We start from the raw sequence: 19,843 nt of genomic DNA on the forward strand, positions 1-19,843 counted from the left end.
CTATTATTTTTGCTCTAAAATTGTACCAATGCGCAAGTTGTTTTTTGTTTTAATCTCTATCTGCTTACTTAGCCTTTATTCATGTGATGATGGTGACATTATCACTTTTAATCTGGATTTTGGCGATGAGTTTTATGCATGCGAAGGTGTATCAGATCTAGTTATATACAAAACAAAAGATGACCCATCTGAGTCTATATCAGTTCTTATTTCAAGTTTTTCAATAGAAGACATGCTGGCTGTAGAAAGTAATGATACCTTAAAAATAGAAGATAAGTCTGCTTCCTTTAACTACAGAACGTATAATGATGCGTCTATTTCTAATTTATTCTGTAATGAGATACCCGCTAATTTAGACATTAATGTTGATGAAACTAGTGATTGTGAGGTTGACATTTTTACTGTGCTTACTGAGGATGATAACGATGGAATTCCATCTGAATTAGAGGACATTAATGAAAATGGTGATTTAACAGACGATGATACAGATGGAGACGGAATACCAAATTACAAAGATGCTGATGACGATGGTGACAACGTTTTAACAAAAAATGAATTACCAGACCCTAATGGAGATGGAGATATTATTGACGCCCAAGATACTGATGGAGATTTAACACCTGATTATTTAGATGAAGATGATGATGGTGATGGTGTTAAGACTAGAGACGAAGAAAATGCTAGTCAAGATAATAATCCAGCAAATGATATTACTAACGAGGAAGTTGGAGCCGATTATTTAAACGATGTAGTAAAAAACACTGTTCCAGCCACGGCATACCGAAACCATACTTATACTCAAGAATATCTAATTGCAATAAACATAAAGAATATTGACATTACTGAATTATCACAAGATGAGCTTGACTTTGGGACCTACGGTCAATCTACAATTGGCACCGTAAGTATAACACCTGATTTTAATTAGGCTTATTATTCTGATAGATATAAACTTCTGTTGCGCCTAAACCATATTTTTGATAATTAGCATCATAAAACTTCACATTACTATAACGCCCAAATAAATACTCTAACTCCAGTTTTAAAACACCTTCTCCCACGCCATGTATAAAAACTACCTTTTGAATACGTTTGTTTATGGCATATTCTAATTGTCGTTTAGCCGTATCTAACTGTAGGGTTAACATATCATGATTAGTCAAACCCTTAGTTGATTTAACTAACTGATGTATATGTAAATCAACCTCCATAGTAGGTTGAAAACGCTCTTTAGCTTTTACTTTAGGCTGTTTTCGTTTCACAGGTTGTTCTTTTTCTGAAACAACATTACTTAAACCAGCATGAGAGAAAATTTCCTTTTTAAAATTTAAAGGTTTTGCTTTTACCAAACTAGGTTCTGGAAATTCTAATAAAAAGCCATCATTCGTTTCAATAGAAACCATTTTACCTATAATTTTTTTAACCACTCCAGATAAATCTTCATCTAATACAGAAACCTCATCTCCTACCTTAAATTTCATATTATTCTTCGTTATTTAGCTCGTCTTCTCGTTCCCTTTTACTGGGAATAGTTCTAGAAATTCTGTAAATACCAATCATTAAAAATACAATACCAATAATAAGTATAAATTGATTCTGTTCTTGCTTACTATTTGCATACAAAGCAATGATAGCTCCAATAACAATTAGTATATAGTTTAAATATTTCATTTAACCTTAGTTGAATTAAATGCAAATTAAAGGAAAATGTTGTGAAGTCAATAAAAGATTCTAGATTGGTTTTTTTACATTTGAAAAATGGAAGGTCTTGAGGAATATATGCTGCCCTGTTTAAACAAACAACTTTTTGGAGTGGATTGTTTTGGTTGTGGATTACAACGCTCTGTGGCGTTAATTTTAAGAGGAGAATTTGTGGAAGCCTTCTATATGTATCCAGCTATCTATAATATTTTATTATTACTGATTTTTCTTATATTTAATCTTTTTATAAAATTTAAGCACGATTACAAGATTAAAATGGGATTAATAATTATTACGGTCCTAATAGCTGTAATTGGCTATTTTATTAAATTAACTCACTAAAACCAATAAAATGGAACAACAAAAATTACCAAATTCAACACTTATTCTAGTTTTCGGAATCTTATCAATAGCAACGTGCTGTTGTTACGGTATTATAGGACTTATTCTAGGTATTATTGCTATTGTTTTAGCAAATAAAGCTGCTAAAGTTTATGCCGAAAACCCTGAAGCTTATACGGGTTATTCAAACGTAAAAACTGGTAAAATTTTAGCCATTATTGGTATTATTCTAAGTGCTTTATATTTTATTTTAGTAATCTGGATGATTACAACCTTTGGTTGGGAAACCATGCAAGATCAACAATTGATGCAAGAAAGAATACAAGAAATGATGGGCCAATAACGTATCAAATCAAACAAAAAAAGCGACCAAATTTGGTCGCTTTTTTTTATTCTTCAAATTGTTTAAAGGTTCTGGTTATAATATCTATACAGTCTAGTAATTGCTCTTTATTCATTACTAATGGCGGTGCAAACCTTATAATGTTACCATGAGTAGGTTTAGCTATTAAACCATTATCGCGTAAGGCTAAACAGATTTTCCAAGCGGTATCACCATCTTCCGTATCATTAATTACAACAGCATTTAATAAGCCTTTACCTCTTACAAGTGTAGCAACACTACTTGTTTTAATATATTTATTTAGTTCACTCCTAAAAATTTCACCTAAAGTAGCAGCATTTTCTGCCAATTGTTCATCTTCAACAACTTCTAATGCAGCAATTGCAACTGCTGCCGCTAACGGGTTACCTCCAAAAGTACTGCCATGAGTACCAGGCGTCATAACCTTCATAACATTATTATTGGCTAAAACAGCACTAACAGGATAGGCACCACCACTTAATGCTTTGCCAAGAATTAAAATATCTGGTTTTACATTTTCATGATCTACAGCCAACAATTTCCCCGTTCTTGCTATTCCTGTTTGAATTTCATCTGCTATAAATAAAACGTTATAAGCTTCACATAAGGCTTTGGCCTTAGCTAAAAACCCTTCAGAAGGCACATAAACTCCTGCTTCACCCTGAATAGGTTCTACTAAAAACCCACCAACATTAGGATTACTTTTTAATACCTGCTCTAATTGCTCTAAATTATCATATTCAATGCAAATAAAACCATCAGAATAGGGACCGAAATTTTTATTTGACGTACTATCACTAGAAAATGACACTATTGTTGTTGTTCTACCATGAAAATTATTATTACAAACTATTATTTTAGCCTCATTCTCGGGAACACCTTTTACCTCATAGGTCCATTTTCTACAAACTTTCAAAGCTGCCTCAACTGCTTCTGCGCCAGAATTCATTGGTAGCAACTTATCAAATCCAAAATACTCACAAGTAAACTTTTCGTAAAGCCCAAGTTTGTCGTTATAAAAGGCTCTAGAAGTTAGTGTAATTGTTTTAGCCTGTTCAATTAAAGCGTTAATAATCTTTGGATGACAATGTCCTTGGTTTACCGCCGAATATGCAGATAAAAAGTCATAATACCGTTTTCCGTCTACATCCCATACATATACTCCTTCTCCTTTACTTAGTACTACCGGAAGCGGATGATAGGTATTGGACCCATACTTGTTTTCTAATTCAATTGCTTGCTGTGATGTTAATTGTTCTAAAACAGCCATTTTAAAAAGTTTTTAATTAATAAAATAACCATTCCTGCTCTACCTTTATCCTTTCAGAAAGCTCTGAAAATTCAGCGTGGGAGAGAAATCATCCCTGGATAGGTACGCAATTTAACAAATATAAAGCGGTTTTAGAATAAAACTTATTCAGATATTTTGCTAGACAGAGAGGAAACCTGTAATTCTAATCGTTTTATCTCTCTTGTTAAAGCATTTCTATGCATCTGCATCCACATATATATTTTTATCATACTTATATAAAGAAAGCATAATAATACACCTGATATCCAAAGAATTAAATCATTGGTTTTATCGGCATCAAAAGTTTGGATTATACAATAAATCATTAAACCAAAAGCTATAGCAACCATTAAATTCATTATTAATGCTAACCATGAATTTTTACCTCTAAATAACCCTCCTAACATTTGAAATATGTTTTGTTCTTCTAATTCATCATAAAATTTAGCTTCTTCCTGCGTTAACGTCTCTTTAATTAATTTGTCAATGTCCTCCATATTATTTTTCATAATTTCTATGTTTAAGTATTATTTTTAATTTTTCACGAGCATGATATAACCTTGATTTTGCTGTTCCTTCGGAAATATTTAAGGATTTACTTATTTCTTTTAGCGAATAGTCTTCGGCATAAAACAATTTTATCACCATTTGCTGATTTAAATTCAGTGATTTAATAGCTTTAGATAATTGATGCTTTAGTAATTCCTTTTCATCGTCACTATTAATTTCCTCAGCTTCTTCACCATAATTATAAGTTTGTATGCGCTCCCTGGTTCTATTCTGTTTTTTAAGCCAATCAAAAGATTTATTACAAACAATGCGTAATGACCAACTTGCAAAGGTTTTGGGGTCTTTTAAATCATCTATCTTTTTAATAATAGTGTTCCATGTTTCCTGTGCAATATCTTTAGCAACATCAGCATCTTTTACTATCCAATACGCCTTATTACAAAAGGTTTTATGCCATCTTTTAACAAGTTGCGTAAAGGCCAAATTATTTCCAGATTTATAATCCTTAACTAATTCAGCATCAATAATACGTTGCTCTTTATTCATAAACAGAATCGCCCTTATACTCTAATGACTTAAAAAAATAAAAAAGGTTCATTTTATTTTTAAATCATTTAAAGTTAACAGAAATAAAACTGTATTTATTTATTGCTATTATTATTTTTGCAGGATGCCACGAAGAGAAAGAAATAAGTTTGTAAAACGAGGAGAAACTATAGAGTTACTCATTGAAGATTATGCCTTTGGCGGTAAAGGTATTGGACGAATTAGAAATGAACATGGTGAGTTTGTAGTTTTTGTACCCAATACAATTCCAGGGCAAACCGTAAAAACCCAAATAAAAAAATCTAGCAAAAAATATGCTGAAGGTAAACTACTAGATGTTATAAAGAGGTCGGAAGATGAAGTAGAAGTGCCCTACCAAGATATTCCTGGAGCGCCATACATTAATTTACCTATTGAAAAGCAACACGACTATAAAACGGTAAGTACATTAGAACTTTTTAGGCGCATAGGGAAAGTTGAAAACATAGAGTCTCTTTTTGATGAATTTATAAGTTCTCCAAGTACATTTCATTATCGGAATAAAATGGAATATGGTTTTTCGGCCATTGGCTATGACAGGGACAAAAAAACAGATGTTGATTGTTTTACTTTAGGGTTTAAAAGACGTGGACTTTGGTGGTGCGGTGAAAATTTAAATAAAGACAGTGGTTTGTTTGATGCTGAAGTAGAAAACAACCTTAAAAACATCCGTAACTACTGTGAGCAAACAGATTTAGCACCTTGGCACGCTCCAAGAAAAGAAGGTTTCTTTAGGTATTTAGTGGTAAGAAAATCATATAAAAACAACCAATTACTCTTTAATTTAGTAACTACTTCTTACCATTTACCAAAATTTAACCTCAATGATTTTGCTAATTATTTAGTAGAGCTATTTGGTGATAGAGTTGCAGGTTTTCTACATACAATAAATGATGAAATAGGAGACCGAACTATTGCTACTACTGGACGCATTAAACTTATTTATGGAGAAAACAAAATAGTAGAGGAATTACTAAACCTTAATTTTGAAATAAGCATGAAAAGCTTCTTTCAAACCAATCCTAAATCAGCAGAGAAACTTTACAGTAAAGTGATAGATTATGCTCTAGAAAACAAAGAAGCCGTAGACAACTCTGTGGTTTTAGACCTATTTTGCGGCACAGGAACTATTGGACAAATACTAGCATCTAAAGCTCACAACACTAAAATAATTGGTGTTGATATTGTTGCTTCTGCTATTGAAGATGCTAAAAAAAATGCAAAACGAAATAATATAAATGGTTTACAATTCTATGCTGCTGATGTTGGTAAATTCTTAAGCGAGCATCCAGAATATATTGGCAAAATAAGAACTATTATTCTAGATCCTGCACGTGCTGGTATTGCCCCAAAAACGCTGAAAAAAATAATAAACCTAAATGCAGAACGTTTGGTTTATGTATCTTGTAACCCTGCAACTCAGGCAAGGGATACAGAACATTTTAGAGCTGCAGGATATAATATAAAAAAGTTAAGTTTGGTTGATCAGTTTCCGCATACCTCGCATATAGAAACTGTAATGCTATTAGAAAAAGATTAAACCTATAAATTTTTAATGAAATATATAAGATTAATACTCATTCCAATTATTGCCTTAGTCATTGGAATAACCATTAGTTGTGAACGCGATGACATATGTGCTGAAAGCACAGTTACCACACCAAGATTAATTATAGATTTGTATGACATTGACGACCAAGAGAGTACTAAAAATGCCTTTAACGTGGTTGTTTTTGGTTTTGATAACGATGATATTCTTTCTGGTTATGCAAACGTAACTACAAACTCATTAGTTTTACCACTTAAAACAGATGCTAATACCACGCAATATGTGGTTCATAAAGATTATAGTTATGATGACAATGATACCCCTGACGACGTATCTGATGACATTATTGGAGGGAATCAGGACATATTAACCATCAACTATAGTAGAGAATTATTATATGTCTCCAGAGCTTGCGGGTACAAAACAATTTTTAACAACATTACTGTAAATATTGAATCAGACAGTGATAATTGGCTTATATCTACACAAGACTTAACCGATAATGAACCTATAGAAAATGAAAATGCAACACACTTTAATATCTTCCATTAGTAGTTTTCTATTAATGATAATTTTTTGTGTGTCTGTAAACGCACAAAATGATACCGAAATAACAACTGAGACTGATTCCATAAGGACTTTACAGAAATATGGATTAAGAATTACCGCAGATATAAGTAAACTGGCACGTACATTTCTAGATGATGACTACACCGGTTTTGAAGTAGCTGCAGATTTTAGGCTAAAACAGAATCTTTACGTTGCTGGCGAATTGGGTTTTGAAGAAAAAAACACTATTAATGATTATATGGATATAACCAGTACAGGGTCATATTTAAAGGCAGGCGTAGATTTTAATATGTACGATAATTGGTTAGATATGGATAATATGATTTACACCGGATTCCGTGTAGGCGCCAGTACCTTTAGTCACGATTTAAATAGTTTTTCGGTATATAGTAGTAATCAGTATTGGGCACCACAATTGACATCAAATGAAGTTCAAGAGTTTAATGGCTTAACAGCATTTTGGGCAGAGGTTATTTTGGGTATGAAGGTAGAGTTATTCAACAACTTTTTTATGGGGCTTAATGTGCAACTAAGACTATTGGCTAGTGAATCCGTTCCTAATAATTTTGAAAATGTGTACATACCCGGGTTTGGTAAAACCTATGATACTTCAGGTATTGGAACCAGTTATAGTTATACGTTATCTTACAGAATACCACTTTATAAAAAAGCAAAATAAGCTTTAAGAATAGATTAGTTTTTATTTAGAATTTGTTGATAAGTACCAATCGCCTATTGCACATTTTATGATAAAAACTTTAACTTAGCCTAAATACTAAGTTAAGCGCCACCTTTTTATAAGCAAGTGGTAACTTAATAAAAAACTCTAAACTAAACCTAAAATGAAGAATCCACAACTCACCAATTTTGTTATATTTTTATCCTTAATTGTTTCTTTAAATAGCTGTAAGAATTCGGATAAAAAACCTACTGAAACAAATACCGAAAAGGAAACATCTAAGAAGGCATATGCTAGTGATGTTATTCCATTTTTCAACCATTGGAATTTAATTTTAGGTGACGGTTCTAATGTTGGTCCAGCTGTAAATTTTGAGCACAAAGACTACTTTTATACATCAACTGATGAAAGTGGTAATTGGGTAGTATTCAAATCACCTAATGCAGGCGATACTCATGGTACTTCAAACAATACCAGAACTGAATTAGCTCAATTAAAAAAATGGTCTGCTATGACAGATGCTAAATTATCTGCAACTTTAAAGGTTATGAATGTTTCTGCTACTGGTGATGCAAGGGTAGCTTCAACACATTCAGTAGTTGTTGGGCAAATTCATAGTGCAGACCTTCATGAAAACGAGCCGTTAAAAATATTTTACAAGAAATTCCCTGGTCAAACTAAAGGCTCGGTGTTTTGGCATTATGAAATCAATACCGCAGGAGAAGATAATTCAAAACGATGGGACTATTCATCGGCCGTTTGGGGTAATGATTTTTCGGTGGTTGGTACTACAGAAAACACCTATCCTGAAGAACCAGAAGACGGTATAGCATTAGGTGAAGAATTTAGTTACCAAATTGAGATTAAAGCAGGTATGATGCACTTAACCTTTACTAGTAACGGGCATGATACCAAAACTTTTACCAAAAATTTAATTCAATCTGAATACTCAAAACCGTCTGACATTCCTCAGCAAACTCAAGATTTGTTTTTTCCAATTGGTCAAGATGGTGTAGAGCGTGAAATAGCATATGCCGAAGAAGGCCTGTTTTTTAAACTTGGTTGTTATAACCAAACCAACGGAAAATCTCCAGAAGTAAATAGAAACTGGTGCTCTGGTGCAGAAACTTTTGATGGCGATCTTCAAAAACAATATGAAACTGGTAACTATGCTGAAGTTTGGTTTAAAACTGGTGATATATTGGTTAGTGAAGATGCCTATTCTAACGAAGGGTATTTCCTTAAAAATGATTAATGAAGTATTTATACAAAAAATATAATCACTTAAAATCTTTACTTAATCAAAGTAAAAAACAAAATGAATAGCCCAAATAAGGTTATAAGGACTTGCAAAGTATATACAACTTTAAGCAAATGTTTTAATCTAGAAAAACATGCTTAATTAAAATGATTTTAAAGAATAACAAAGGGGATGTTTTTGAAGATTTTATTGATGTTAAGGAAAATAAAATTTCCCAATTCTTACCGCTCACCCATTCTGTTGCAGTTGTAATTCATGACGATAAACACCTGCTAGTTTTCAATAAACAAAAAGAACATTGGGAATTACCTGGAGGATTAATTGATAAAGGTGAAAGCCCAAGCCAGTGCGCCATTCGTGAAACAAAGGAAGAATCAAATCAAGAGATTTTAGATATTAAATTTCTTGGAATTATGAAATTTGAATTACAGCCAGATTACAGAATAAAAGTAAGGCGTGTAGAATTTGGCACTTTATACTTTGGCAAAATTAAAGAATTAGGGCATTTTGAAAAAAACCCAGAAATTTCAAAAATATGTTTTTGGGACGGTAAAGAAAATATTGGAACTATCCACTCTATTGATCTCAAAATTTTAGAGTTAACTAAGAAAAGGATAACTAGCTGTTTATAATTAGCAAATTTACTTATTGATTTTTTAACATGTAAATTCCTAGTTAGTATATCGATTGATTTAAATCATTGAAACAGCTTCCTAACTTTAAAACTAAAGGACACCCTCCAAAATCACTTCATATATTTCCCCTTTTTGCTACCAGCATAAATTTCATATTTTACTAACCTAGATTCTAACTTGGCATTAAAAAGTTGTATTTTTCTACTAGGGCGTAAACCTACATGTTTTAAGGCATCAAGATTAGAGGTTATAAACCAGGCATCAGTTCCAGGATAATTTTGTTTCAATGTATCGCCAATATTTTTATAAAAAGCTTCCATATCTATATTTAAACGCTCACCATACGGTGGGTTAAACACCATATGTAATTTTCCCTCTCCTCCTTTTTGAGTTTTAAAAAAATCTTCATGCTTAATAGTTATAAAATCATCCAACTGTGCATTTTTAACATTGTCTATGGCTTTATAAACCGCACTTGGTGCTTTATCATACCCAATAATTTTATAATGAAAATCGCGCGTTTTTTTAAGTAAAGATTCTTCTATTTTTTCAAACAATTCAACATCCCAATCTTGCCAACGTTCAAAAGCAAATTCTTTACGCATTAAATTTGGTGGAATATTGCAAGCAATCATAGCAGCTTCAATAAGCATGGTTCCAGAACCACACATGGGGTCCATAAAATCAGATTGTCCATCCCAACCAGATAGCATAATTAATCCTGCAGCCAAAACCTCATTAATAGGAGCAATATTAGTTGCGGTTTTATAACCACGTTTATGCAGTGAATCACCCGATGAATCTAACGAAATTGTACACTGATTACGGTCTATATGCACATTAATTTTTAAATCAGGGAATTTTAAATCTACATTAGGCCGTTGCCCTGTAGTATCCCTGAATTTATCTACAATAGCATCTTTTGTCTTTTGCGCTATAAATAAAGAGTGCTTGAATAAATGCGAATGAATAGTAGCATCAATAGCCAAAGAACCAGTAGGTTTTAAATAGTCTTCCCAAGACATTTTATATAATTTATTATATAAATCTTGTTCACCATTAACGGTAAACGTGTGTATAGGTTTTAATATTTTAATGGCCGTACGCAATCCTAAATTAGCCTTATACATAAAGCCTTTATCTCCAACAAAGCTTACATTTCTCACCCCCTTTTTTACTTCTTGAGCCCCAAGTTGTACAAGTTCATTTTCTAATAATTCTTCAAAACCAAATAAGGTTTTGGCAACCATTTTGAAATTTTCTTCCATGTTTCGCTACTACTTAATTGCTTAACTATTCTAGGCTGTAAAAATAGCGTAATTTTCTTCTGTGAGAACTAAATTTTTAAATGAAACGCACACATGAAAAAAATCACGTACTTTTGTGTTAAATTTATGTTAATGAAATTTGGGTTCATGAGTTCCATAATAATAAGCTACAAATAAAGCCTATCCACTTTAAGCATGATAACCCTATAAAAATGATTAATGATAGCAGATACTTCTACTTGGTTTACTTCTTGGTTTGATACACCATATTACCATATTTTATATAAAAACAGAGACGATATTGAGGCCCATGCCTTTATGGATACCCTTACCAACTATTTAAATATTCCTGAAAACGGAACCATTTTAGATTTGGCTTGCGGACGTGGAAGACATGCCCGATATCTTAACAAAATAGGTTACGATGTAACTGGCGTTGACTTAAGCGAAAATAGCATTGCTTATGCTAAAAAGTTTGAAAACCACCGCCTAAAGTTTAATGTTCATGATATGTGCAAACCTTACGGAAAGCAATTTGATGCTGTTTTTAACCTATTTACAAGTTTTGGTTACTTTGATGATGATGCTGATAACCTAAACACCATAAAAGCCATTAAAGCCACTATAAACGAATTTGGTTTTGGAGTAATTGATTTTATGAACAGTGAGTATGTTATAGACAATTTAGTACCAGAAGAAGTAAAGGTTGTTGATGATATTACCTTTAACTTAAAACGTTATGTAAAAGACGGACATATTATTAAAGATATTGAGTTCACTATTGATGAGCGCTTATTTAGTTTTCAAGAACGTGTAAGGGCTTTTACAATAAATGATTTTGAAAATTTGTTTAAAAAAGCTGACGTACATTTGCTTGATGTTTTTGGAGATTATAAATTGCGCAAGTTTAGAAACAATGCATCTGAACGTTTAGTAATGATTTTTAAATAGCCAATAATTGGCAGTAATAGCCCGCAATTTTGGGTGTTTTTTAAATGAGTGATTATCTTTTTCCTTTTTTAGCCGTTGTTTTAGGTGTTATTATAGCCACTTTTACTAAAAACCGTAAATCTTGGAACACCAAGCTCTTACTCTCTTTTAGTGGTGCTTTTTTATTAGCACTAACCTTATTTGAGTTACTACCAGAGGTTTATAATCATTTAGACGCAAAACAAACCGGACTTTTTATTATGTGCGGTATTTTACTTCAAATTATTTTAGAACTATTTTCTAAAGGTGCTGAGCATGGACACGTACATGTTCATCAAAACAGTAAAACATTTCCTTGGCTATTATTTATTAGTTTATGTATTCATAGTTTTTTAGAAGGATTTTCAATTCACGAACATAATGATATGGTGTATGGGGTATTAATTCATAAAATACCCATAGCCACAATAATAAGTATGTTTTTGTTTAAATCTGACTATGACAAATTTCAAATAACGGCCTTTTTAGTGGCTTTTGCATGCATGACACCACTAGGTACCTTAATATCTCATACTTGGGAAGCTATTGCTCATTACGGACATGTGCTAAATGCTATAGTAATTGGAATCTTTTTTCATATTTCAACTACTATTCTTTTTGAAAGCAGTGATGGACATAAATTCAACATGTCTAAATTTGTCGCTATTATTTTAGGAGTTATAATTGCATATTTTATTTAATTAAATTATGTTCTCTAAAGAAGAATCTAGAATATTAAGACAGGAGTTTTGGACCAGTTTTGGAAAGTCTTTTCCAAGAAAATGGATTCTTTATGATACCAAGTTGAAGGGCTTCAGCTTTAAATTTCATTTCGACACCAAAAAAGCATTGGTAGCTATTGATCTTGAAGACGATTTAGAACACCGAATTAAATACTGGGAAAAGTTAACTGCTCTAAAATCTATTTTAATTGATGATTTCTTACCTGATGCTATTTTTGATGAAGAATACATATTAGAGAATTATAAAGAGGTCTCTAGAATCTATATTCCTTTAGAGCAAAAAGTATCTATTCACAACAAAAACTCATGGCAAGTGGTTATGGAGTTCTTCAATGAAAAAATGAGCATATTTGAAGCTTTTTTTGAAGAATATAAAGAGGTTATTGAAGGTTAAACCTCTTTCACCATCTCAAAATCATCCATAATAAAACCGCCACCAATATCAATTACAATAGGACCAACTTTTTTAAAACCCAATTTTTCGTAAGCCTGTATAGAGTTAACATTATTGATATTTACAGTTAATCTAATCTTGTCCAGATTGTAGAACTTTGCTTTTTCTTCTACAAAATCCAGGGCTGTTTTACCAATTTTTATGCCTCTATACTCTCCAACTACGTATATTTTGCTTAAAAACATAGCTTCATTTTCTTTTTTTATTGAAAGATAACCAGATGGTACATCCTTAAAATAAAAGGAGTAATACTCATATCCATCAGCAACCTGCTCTTCAATAGCTTTTGCTGACTGGAATTTTTCTAACATATAATTAACCTGAGCTAAACCAATAATAGGTACGTAATGTTCTCGCCAAATAATATCTGCCAAACCCTCAATAATCTGGAAGTCCTTAAAAGTTCTAGCTATTTCAATATTAACCATCCTACTAAATTATATAAAAGAATATCATAAAAAAATGAAATATAGCCCCAGCTAAAACAAACAAATGCCAAATAACATGATTAAAAGGAATCTTTTCAATGGCATAAAAAATAATACCACCAGTATAGGCTAACCCTCCTGCAAATAATAAGATAATGGCATTACTGTCTACAACAGAAGATAAACTAGAAAAGTCAAAAACTATTAACCAGCCCATCACCAAATAGAGCAATGTAGAAAACGCCTCAAACCGACCCGTAAAAAAAAGTTTTAAGATAACTCCAAAAGCCGCAATTCCCCAAACAACCCAAAATAACAACCAACCTAAGCTGTCATTTAAAGTGATAAGCAAAACTGGAGTGTACGTTCCTGCAATAAGGAGAAATATACTTATATGATCTACTATTCTAAAATAATGTTTTTTGGTCTCCTTAATTACGGAATGATATAAGGTTGAAGCCAAGAATAAAACAATGATAGAAACACCATAAACAATAACACTAAATAAGCTCCAATCAGTCTTTTTAGTATCAAAAACTATAAGTAAAATTAAAGCAACAATTCCAAAAAAAGTACCAAAACCATGTGTGATAGCGTTCAGTTTTTCTTCAAAAGGAGATTGTTTCCGCATGCTAGTCTTTTGTAGAATCGTGATTCACCCATTTATCAGTTAAATCATAGAAATCAAATTCAATAGCTGATTTTTGCCTTTCTAAACGTCCACTCTGAAAGTTGCGCTGTAGAATATCCTCAATCAGATAATCCTCCTTTACTTGATCTGGATTAAATTCTCGTTTTAACGAAATATCAAACATACTAGCTGTAGTATTATACCAAAAGGCACGCCATCCATTTCTAAGCTCTTTTACCAAATCAAAAGCTGTTCTTCCTGTTTGTCTATGTATTAATTTTACAAGAATCTGTCCTTCAGTCCTACTCATCTTCTTAAGTTTTTCTGAAAACTCACCTTCAATATACTTTTGTACACGCTTGGTATATCTTTTTTTGTCTCTGTTTCGTTTCAAAGTTGTTAATCTTTGTGTCATAGAATCCAACCTATCCGCTGCTAATTTTGCATAAGGATAAACTTTTAGCGTTTTTCGACGAAGTATTAAATATCTAATACGGTCATTCTTACTATCAAACTTAAGCTTATGCAAAAGTTTAACTTCTTCTAAATCAATTGAGGTTCTTGGAACAGAATCACCTTCAATAATAATATATTCTATTGTTGAAATAGAATCGTTCTGCACATCATTAGTTTGTGCTATCAAAAGTGCTGGTAGTAATAAGAATATGTACTTAAAAATGTTCATAAATCTATTTCTGAAGCTTTGGCTTTCAAAATTAACAATTTACTAATTCTAAAACGCCTTTTAACACGGGATATTTTTATTTGATTAAAATACTAGCTTTCATTAATATTCTTATTTTAGTGCAAAACTTTTATATATGTCGAAGAAGCAAATTCTGAATAAAAAATCAATTGATTTTCTAGAAAAATATTTAAATAATGCTGCTCCTACCGGTTATGAATGGGATGGACAGAAATTATGGATGGATTATTTAAAACCTTACGTTGATGAGTTTATTACCGATACCTACGGAACTGCTGTTGGTGTTATAAACCCTAAGGCAAAATACAAAGTTGTTATTGAAGGTCATGCAGATGAAATTTCATGGTATGTAAATTATATAAGTGATAACGGACTAATTTATGTTATTAGAAATGGTGGAAGTGATCATCAAATAGCACCAAGCAAAGTGGTAAATATACATACTAAAAAAGGTATTGTTAAGGGGGTTTTTGGTTGGCCCGCCATACACACTAGAAATAGAGCTAAGGAAGAACCTCCAAAACCTGATAATATTTTTATTGATTGTGGATGTGCAAACAAGGAAGAAGTTGAAAAATTGGGAGTTCATGTAGGCTGTGTTATTACTTACCCTGATGAATTTCATATTTTAAACGATGATAAATTTGTTTGTAGAGCAATTGATAACCGCATGGGTGGTTTTATGATTGCTGAAGTAGCACGTTTATTAAAAGAAAATGATATAGAATTACCTTTTGGATTATACATAACTAATGCTGTACAGGAAGAAATAGGCTTACGTGGTGCTGAAATGATTACGCAAACCATTAAACCCAATGTGGCTATTGTGACAGATGTAACACATGACACCACCACCCCAATGATTGAAAAGAAAAAGGAAGGGCATTTGGAAATGGGTAAAGGTCCAGTAGTTGCCTATGCCCCTGCGGTTCAACAAAAATTAAGAGATTTAATTATTGAAACAGCTGAAAAAAAAGAGATTCCTTTCCAACGTTCGGCGCTTTCAAGAGCTACTGGAACAGACACAGATGCTTTTGCCTATAGCAATGGTGGTGTTGCTTCTGCTTTGATTTCCTTACCACTTCGTTATATGCATACCACTGTTGAAATGGTTCATAAAGAAGATGTTGAAAACGTAATAAAGTTAATATACGAATCACTTTTAAATATTAAAGACGGAGATACTTTTAGTTATTTTGATTAATAATAATTCCCGCTTTTGCGGGAATCTTTTTATATATGGATGAACGCATAGATATTGTTGATGCTAAAGGCATTCCAACCGGACAATCTGAATTAAAATCTGTAATTCATAAAAAAGGACTGTATCATAATACTGCCCATATTTGGTTTTACACTACAAAAGGTGAAATTCTATTGTCTCAACGTTCTTCAAAAAAAGTTATATGCCCCTTAATGTGGGATGTCTCGGTTGCAGGACATATTGATGCGGGTGAATCTATCATACAAGGCGCTATTAGAGAAATTCAAGAAGAAATAAGTTTAACAATTTCAGAAACTGATTTAAAAACAATTGGTGTTTTTGAATGTTTTCAGAGCTATGATAATGGTATTAATGATAATGAATTTCATAATACATTTATTGCTAAATTCAACGCGCCTCTTGCTGAGTTAACTCCGCAGAAAGGAGAAGTTGAAGCTCTTAAATTAGTTACGTTTGCCGAATTTCAAAAACTCATTGATACACTTGGAAACAATGGAAATCACTTTGTTCCTTCCAATAAAAGTTATTACAAATTTGTCCTTAAAAAAATATCTGAATCCGTTAGATTATGAATTTATTACTTTTTGCTGTTGCTCCCGTTTTTATAGTTATTCTCTATATATATTATAAAGACAAATACGAAAAAGAACCTAAAAGACTACTAATTTATAGTTTCTTATTAGGAGCTATTGTAAGCATAATAATTACTACTATTCTTTACTATGCAATAGGTATTGTGATAGAACTTAACCAAATGAGTGTTATTCAACAATTCATTCGGGCATTTTTTGTAGTTGGTTTAACCGAAGAGTATAGTAAATACATTATTGTTAGGTATTTTGCCCAAACTAAAAAAGAATTTAATGAACCTTTTGATGGTATTGTATATGCCGTTTTGGTATCAATGGGTTTCGCTGCTACGGAAAACATTTTTTATGTACTTGAAGGAGGATACCAAACAGCAATTTTAAGAGCTTTCACTGCCGTTCCGGCACATGCTACTTTCGGAATTTTAATGGGGTACTATATGGGAAAAGCTAAGTTTTCAAATAATAAAATAGTATTAAACCTAACAGGGTTATTGTTAGCAACAATATTTCACGGAGCTTATGATTTTTTCCTGTTTATAGATTTCATTCCCGGAATATGGTTAGGTGCTTTCGTTTCGTTAATAGTTGGAATAGTATTATCAAGAAAAGCTATAAAACGCCACCAAGAAAGATCTAATTTTAAGAGTTAATAGCCTCTTGCCAAGTCTACCATATTTAGCAATTTTTCACCTTGTATATAGCGCCTAAGGTTTTCTCTTATAATTATTAGGCCATTTTTACTTGTTAAATCAGACCTTCCTGCAGTATGTTGTGTAATAATTACATTGGGAATTGACCAAAGTTTATGATCTTTAGGTAATGGCTCTGGGTCAGTAACATCAAGTCCAACTCCACTTAACTTTCCATTAATAAGCGCAGCTATTAAAGCCTCTGTATCAGTAGTTTTACCTCTTCCAACTGAAATATAATAACTTCCCTTTTTTAGATTATTAAAGAAAGTTTCCCCAACAAGGTTCTTTGTTTTATCTGTAAGTGGTAATGCATTTACTACAATATCTGCCTGCTTTGCTAATTCCAATGTTTCATCACTAAGTCCAACATAATCAACATAATCTGGACCCGTTCTACTCGAATTCCTTGTTCCTATTACTCGCATTCCCAAACTATTACCGCGAAAAGCTACTTGATTTCCAATACCTCCTAACCCAAGAACCAACAAGGTTTTACCTTTTACCGAAATTGCATTAGGCGCACTAGAGTCTCTTCCCCTATTCCAGTTGGAAGTTGATTTTAGATCTTGAAACATTGGTATTCTACGAGTCAATGCCATCATTAAGGCTACACTATGTTCTGCTATGGTTTCACTACTTGCCTTAGCATTATTTGTTGCAATCAATTTAGAAGTTTTAATTTCTGGAATTGTTGCGCACCTATCAATACCTGCAGAGGTTATATGAATATAATCTAGGTTTTCACCTTTGGCAATAAGATTTGTACACCCACCAATATAAACATCGCTATCAACAATACTTTCCTCAATTTCAGATTGAGAGCTAACAAATTCAATTGGTACACCATCTGTTACTTCTAGAATCCATGCTTTAGAACCAAAACCACTAGTTACTCTCGAATTAAACCTCATGGTTATCTTTTTAGGTCTTGACCACCCTTCCATGTCCTTACTTGCAATTTCAGATTCTTTAATTCCTAAAACATTTATTAAGGAATCTATATTATTATCATCAACCTGTCCAATAGAAGAAAAACCAATAAGTAAAAATAAACCAACCACAATTGTATGTAACCTTTTCATAATAAACCAAATAAGTCATGAAGTTACTATTTTCAACATCAAATAGCAAGTAGTTTAGGTCATTGAAAATCATTTTTAACTTTAAAAATATGAACCAAATTAAAAACCCCTTCATCTAAGGACATATAACTCCTTAAAAGAAGAGGCAATTCTAATATAAACTGTTAATTTACAATAATGTAGATTCAGTAAATCTAGCATCAAATCTTAACATGATTTCATCTTTTGCTTTAATTGTTCCTAATAATGCTTCGGGTGGTATTAAATTAAAATCTGTCATTTTTAACTTAATTCTACCTTTAAGATTTACCTTATTATCAACAATGGTTACATTAAAAGCAATAGGTGTTAATTTTTTTATACCAGCAATCGTTAAATACCCTAATGTCTCAAGTTCAAAAACACCGTTACTTTTTTTAGTTATATCACTAACTTCAGTAAGAGTGAATAAAATAAATTTATACTTATCTGCCTTTAAGGTTTTTGAAGCCGTTTCAGATATACCTGGCTTTGCACCTTTTAAACTTTCTGTAAATACCGTGAGCGATAAATGATTTATTTCGCAAGACTCAAAATTATTGAAACTTATAGACCCTTGTTGGGTCCTTGCATCTACTTTCCAACCATGTAAATTAGATGTACCAAAAACAGTTAATGTAGATTCACTGTTTTCAAGTCCCAACATTTGACCCTGTGAATAGTTAACTGAAAACCCAATTGCAACTATGCAAATAATTAGCCTTTTAAAAAAATTTATAGTATTCATGAGATTAATATTAAATGATTAAAATTATTTAGCAAATTTCATTTTTTTAATATTATCAAAAAATGATTTATATCAGGTTTTTATTAAAAATATCGTATTTTTACATCATATATAAGAGTTGAAATTGAAATATTCATAAAATTATCATGTTTAAGGACTAAAAAACAACAGCACCAAAGTTCTTAATAACATGATCTAACTCATATTTTTAATCTATGTTTTAAATAATTTTATTCAATTATTCTGTTGGGGAATTATTTCAAAAACTTCTATTTCAGAATAACTATATTTACCTAAACCAATTATTATAATTATGCAAAAGGTTTTCAAGACTAGGGTTAATGATGCTTTTGATTTTGAAATTAATACTGATGATGTGTCTAAACTTGATATATTGAAAGTTTCAGAATTGAAGTACCATATTCTACAAAACAATCAATCTTATAATGCAGAAATTGTTGAATCCAATTTCAACAGTAAAACCTATCGGGTTAAAATAAACAACAACCTCTATAAAGTTGATATTTTTAATGACTTAGACCTTCTTATAAAGGAAATGGGATTTACCATTGGAACTACAAAGCATGTTAATTCCATTAAAGCGCCTATGCCAGGACTTATTTTAGAGGTTAATGTTGAAGTTGGTCAAAAAGTTAAAGAAGATGATGCTTTATTGATTCTTGAGGCCATGAAAATGGAAAATGTTATAACATCACCTAGAGATGGTATAATAAAATCAATTAGCGCTGTAATGGGTGATGCAGTTGAAAAAAACCATTTGTTAATTGAATTTGAGTAGAAA

26 protein-coding genes are annotated in these 19,843 nt (G+C 31.8%); 15 read left to right on the plus strand and 11 right to left on the minus strand.

All coding sequences use genetic code 11. From position 1 onward, the window contains the following. The first annotated feature begins 28 nt into the window (after window positions 1–28). Window positions 29–928 carry a hypothetical protein gene (locus N1F78_RS14925; RefSeq protein WP_406683970.1) on the plus strand — a complete coding sequence of 300 codons (900 nt, stop codon included), beginning with the start codon at window positions 29–31 and terminating at the stop codon, window positions 926–928. Here the strand turns inward: N1F78_RS14925 and N1F78_RS14930 are convergent. Both N1F78_RS14930 and N1F78_RS14935 read right to left on the minus strand, forming a co-directional pair. Further along, the gene (locus N1F78_RS14930; protein ID WP_406683971.1) at window positions 921–1,481 is read right to left on the minus strand and encodes a Smr/MutS family protein; all 561 of its coding nucleotides are present in this window, start codon (window positions 1,479–1,481) and stop codon (window positions 921–923) included. The two genes, N1F78_RS14925 and N1F78_RS14930, sit on opposite strands and share 8 nt — an antisense overlap. 1 nt (window position 1,482) lies before the next feature. Continuing rightward, window positions 1,483–1,671, minus strand: a complete 189-nt coding sequence (locus N1F78_RS14935; protein WP_406683972.1) for a hypothetical protein — start codon at window positions 1,669–1,671, stop codon at window positions 1,483–1,485. Window positions 1,672–1,758: 87 nt separating this feature from the next. Between N1F78_RS14935 and N1F78_RS14940 the strand changes: the two genes are divergently transcribed. Beyond that, complete coding sequence (locus N1F78_RS14940) at window positions 1,759–2,043, plus strand: DUF2752 domain-containing protein (RefSeq protein WP_406683973.1); 285 nt, start codon at window positions 1,759–1,761, stop codon at window positions 2,041–2,043. 10 nt (window positions 2,044–2,053) lie between these two features. Then, on the plus strand, window positions 2,054–2,386 hold the full coding sequence (locus N1F78_RS14945; RefSeq protein ID WP_406683974.1) for a CCC motif membrane protein: 333 nt from the start codon (window positions 2,054–2,056) through the stop codon (window positions 2,384–2,386). Window positions 2,387–2,432: 46 nt separating this feature from the next. Here N1F78_RS14945 and rocD read toward each other — a convergent pair whose 3' ends face one another. From rocD to N1F78_RS14960, 3 genes are all read right to left on the minus strand, one after another. Then, the gene (gene rocD / locus N1F78_RS14950; RefSeq protein ID WP_406683975.1) at window positions 2,433–3,677 is read right to left on the minus strand and encodes an ornithine--oxo-acid transaminase; all 1,245 of its coding nucleotides are present in this window, start codon (window positions 3,675–3,677) and stop codon (window positions 2,433–2,435) included. Window positions 3,678–3,820: 143 nt separating this feature from the next. Next, window positions 3,821–4,207 carry a DUF6768 family protein gene (locus tag N1F78_RS14955; RefSeq protein WP_406683976.1) on the minus strand — a complete coding sequence of 129 codons (387 nt, stop codon included), beginning with the start codon at window positions 4,205–4,207 and terminating at the stop codon, window positions 3,821–3,823. Continuing rightward, on the minus strand, window positions 4,197–4,754 hold the full coding sequence (locus tag N1F78_RS14960) for an RNA polymerase sigma factor (RefSeq protein ID WP_406683977.1): 558 nt from the start codon (window positions 4,752–4,754) through the stop codon (window positions 4,197–4,199). The genes N1F78_RS14955 and N1F78_RS14960 overlap by 11 nt, the downstream gene beginning before the upstream one ends. Window positions 4,755–4,878: 124 nt before the next feature. Here N1F78_RS14960 and rlmD point away from each other — a divergent pair, with 124 nt between their 5' ends. The 5 genes from rlmD (at window position 4,879) to N1F78_RS14985 (ending at window position 9,484) form a co-directional block, all read left to right on the plus strand. After that, window positions 4,879–6,333, plus strand: a complete 1,455-nt coding sequence (gene rlmD, locus N1F78_RS14965; protein ID WP_406683978.1) for a 23S rRNA (uracil(1939)-C(5))-methyltransferase RlmD — start codon at window positions 4,879–4,881, stop codon at window positions 6,331–6,333. A gap of 15 nt (window positions 6,334–6,348) precedes the next feature. Further along, a complete protein-coding gene (locus N1F78_RS14970; protein WP_406683979.1) occupies window positions 6,349–6,894 on the plus strand; it encodes a DUF6452 family protein in 546 nt (181 codons plus the stop codon). Next, on the plus strand, window positions 6,866–7,591 hold the full coding sequence (locus N1F78_RS14975) for a DUF6048 family protein (RefSeq protein ID WP_406683980.1): 726 nt from the start codon (window positions 6,866–6,868) through the stop codon (window positions 7,589–7,591). Before N1F78_RS14970 ends, N1F78_RS14975 begins: the two co-directional genes overlap by 29 nt. A 163-nt stretch (window positions 7,592–7,754) precedes the next feature. Then, complete coding sequence (locus tag N1F78_RS14980; RefSeq protein WP_406683981.1) at window positions 7,755–8,846, plus strand: polysaccharide lyase family 7 protein; 1,092 nt, start codon at window positions 7,755–7,757, stop codon at window positions 8,844–8,846. Window positions 8,847–8,998: 152 nt separating this feature from the next. Beyond that, on the plus strand, window positions 8,999–9,484 hold the full coding sequence (locus N1F78_RS14985) for an NUDIX hydrolase (RefSeq protein ID WP_406683982.1): 486 nt from the start codon (window positions 8,999–9,001) through the stop codon (window positions 9,482–9,484). 113 nt (window positions 9,485–9,597) lie between these two features. Here the strand turns inward: N1F78_RS14985 and N1F78_RS14990 are convergent, their stop codons facing one another. Further along, a complete protein-coding gene (locus tag N1F78_RS14990; RefSeq protein WP_406683983.1) occupies window positions 9,598–10,755 on the minus strand; it encodes a class I SAM-dependent RNA methyltransferase in 1,158 nt (385 codons plus the stop codon). 219 nt (window positions 10,756–10,974) lie between these two features. On the opposite strand from N1F78_RS14990, the gene N1F78_RS14995 reads away from it, so the two are divergent. From N1F78_RS14995 to N1F78_RS15005, 3 genes are read left to right on the plus strand one after another with little or no spacing between them, the layout of a single operon-like run. After that, a complete protein-coding gene (locus N1F78_RS14995) occupies window positions 10,975–11,706 on the plus strand; it encodes a class I SAM-dependent methyltransferase (protein ID WP_406683984.1) in 732 nt (243 codons plus the stop codon). A 44-nt stretch (window positions 11,707–11,750) separates the two neighbouring features. Continuing rightward, window positions 11,751–12,425, plus strand: a complete 675-nt coding sequence (locus N1F78_RS15000; protein ID WP_406683985.1) for a ZIP family metal transporter — start codon at window positions 11,751–11,753, stop codon at window positions 12,423–12,425. 7 nt (window positions 12,426–12,432) lie between these two features. After that, window positions 12,433–12,861, plus strand: a complete 429-nt coding sequence (locus N1F78_RS15005; RefSeq protein WP_406683986.1) for a DUF4268 domain-containing protein — start codon at window positions 12,433–12,435, stop codon at window positions 12,859–12,861. Here N1F78_RS15005 and N1F78_RS15010 read toward each other — a convergent pair. Genes N1F78_RS15010 through N1F78_RS15020 form a run of 3 tightly spaced genes read right to left on the minus strand, consistent with a single transcriptional unit; the run spans window position 12,858 to window position 14,665 of the window. Further along, a complete protein-coding gene (locus tag N1F78_RS15010) occupies window positions 12,858–13,349 on the minus strand; it encodes a GNAT family N-acetyltransferase (RefSeq protein ID WP_406683987.1) in 492 nt (163 codons plus the stop codon). The two genes, N1F78_RS15005 and N1F78_RS15010, sit on opposite strands and share 4 nt — an antisense overlap. A gap of 4 nt (window positions 13,350–13,353) precedes the next feature. After that, window positions 13,354–13,980 (minus strand): hemolysin III family protein, encoded by a 627-nt coding sequence (locus tag N1F78_RS15015; RefSeq protein ID WP_406683988.1) that lies wholly within the window; start codon window positions 13,978–13,980, stop codon window positions 13,354–13,356. A gap of 1 nt (window position 13,981) precedes the next feature. After that, window positions 13,982–14,665: a DUF4294 domain-containing protein gene (locus N1F78_RS15020; RefSeq protein ID WP_406683989.1), complete on the minus strand. Its 684-nt coding sequence runs from the start codon at window positions 14,663–14,665 to the stop codon at window positions 13,982–13,984. 136 nt (window positions 14,666–14,801) lie between these two features. Between N1F78_RS15020 and N1F78_RS15025 the strand changes: the two genes are divergently transcribed. From N1F78_RS15025 to N1F78_RS15035, 3 genes are read left to right on the plus strand one after another with little or no spacing between them, the layout of a single operon-like run. After that, window positions 14,802–15,890 carry a M42 family metallopeptidase gene (locus tag N1F78_RS15025; RefSeq protein ID WP_406683990.1) on the plus strand — a complete coding sequence of 363 codons (1,089 nt, stop codon included), beginning with the start codon at window positions 14,802–14,804 and terminating at the stop codon, window positions 15,888–15,890. Between the two features lie 35 nt (window positions 15,891–15,925). Next, a complete protein-coding gene (locus tag N1F78_RS15030) occupies window positions 15,926–16,483 on the plus strand; it encodes an NUDIX domain-containing protein (protein WP_406683991.1) in 558 nt (185 codons plus the stop codon). Then, entirely contained in the window at window positions 16,480–17,151 is a 672-nt protein-coding gene (locus N1F78_RS15035) for a PrsW family intramembrane metalloprotease (protein WP_406683992.1), read from the plus strand. Before N1F78_RS15030 ends, N1F78_RS15035 begins: the two co-directional genes overlap by 4 nt. On the opposite strand, the gene N1F78_RS15040 is transcribed toward N1F78_RS15035, so the two are convergent. Together N1F78_RS15040 and N1F78_RS15045 are read right to left on the minus strand one after the other, a co-directional pair. Then, window positions 17,148–18,275 carry a D-2-hydroxyacid dehydrogenase gene (locus N1F78_RS15040; RefSeq protein ID WP_406683993.1) on the minus strand — a complete coding sequence of 376 codons (1,128 nt, stop codon included), beginning with the start codon at window positions 18,273–18,275 and terminating at the stop codon, window positions 17,148–17,150. The genes N1F78_RS15035 and N1F78_RS15040 overlap by 4 nt on opposite strands. A gap of 169 nt (window positions 18,276–18,444) precedes the next feature. After that, window positions 18,445–19,041, minus strand: coding sequence for a YceI family protein (locus N1F78_RS15045; RefSeq protein ID WP_406683994.1), 597 nt, complete (start codon window positions 19,039–19,041; stop codon window positions 18,445–18,447). A gap of 313 nt (window positions 19,042–19,354) precedes the next feature. Between N1F78_RS15045 and N1F78_RS15050 the strand changes: the two genes are divergently transcribed. Continuing rightward, entirely contained in the window at window positions 19,355–19,840 is a 486-nt protein-coding gene (locus N1F78_RS15050) for an acetyl-CoA carboxylase biotin carboxyl carrier protein subunit (RefSeq protein WP_406683995.1), read from the plus strand. Window positions 19,841–19,843: the final 3 nt, after the last annotated feature.

This window comes from Seonamhaeicola sp. MEBiC01930, from assembly GCF_045277075.1.
In the GTDB taxonomy this organism is placed as follows: domain Bacteria; phylum Bacteroidota; class Bacteroidia; order Flavobacteriales; family Flavobacteriaceae; genus Seonamhaeicola.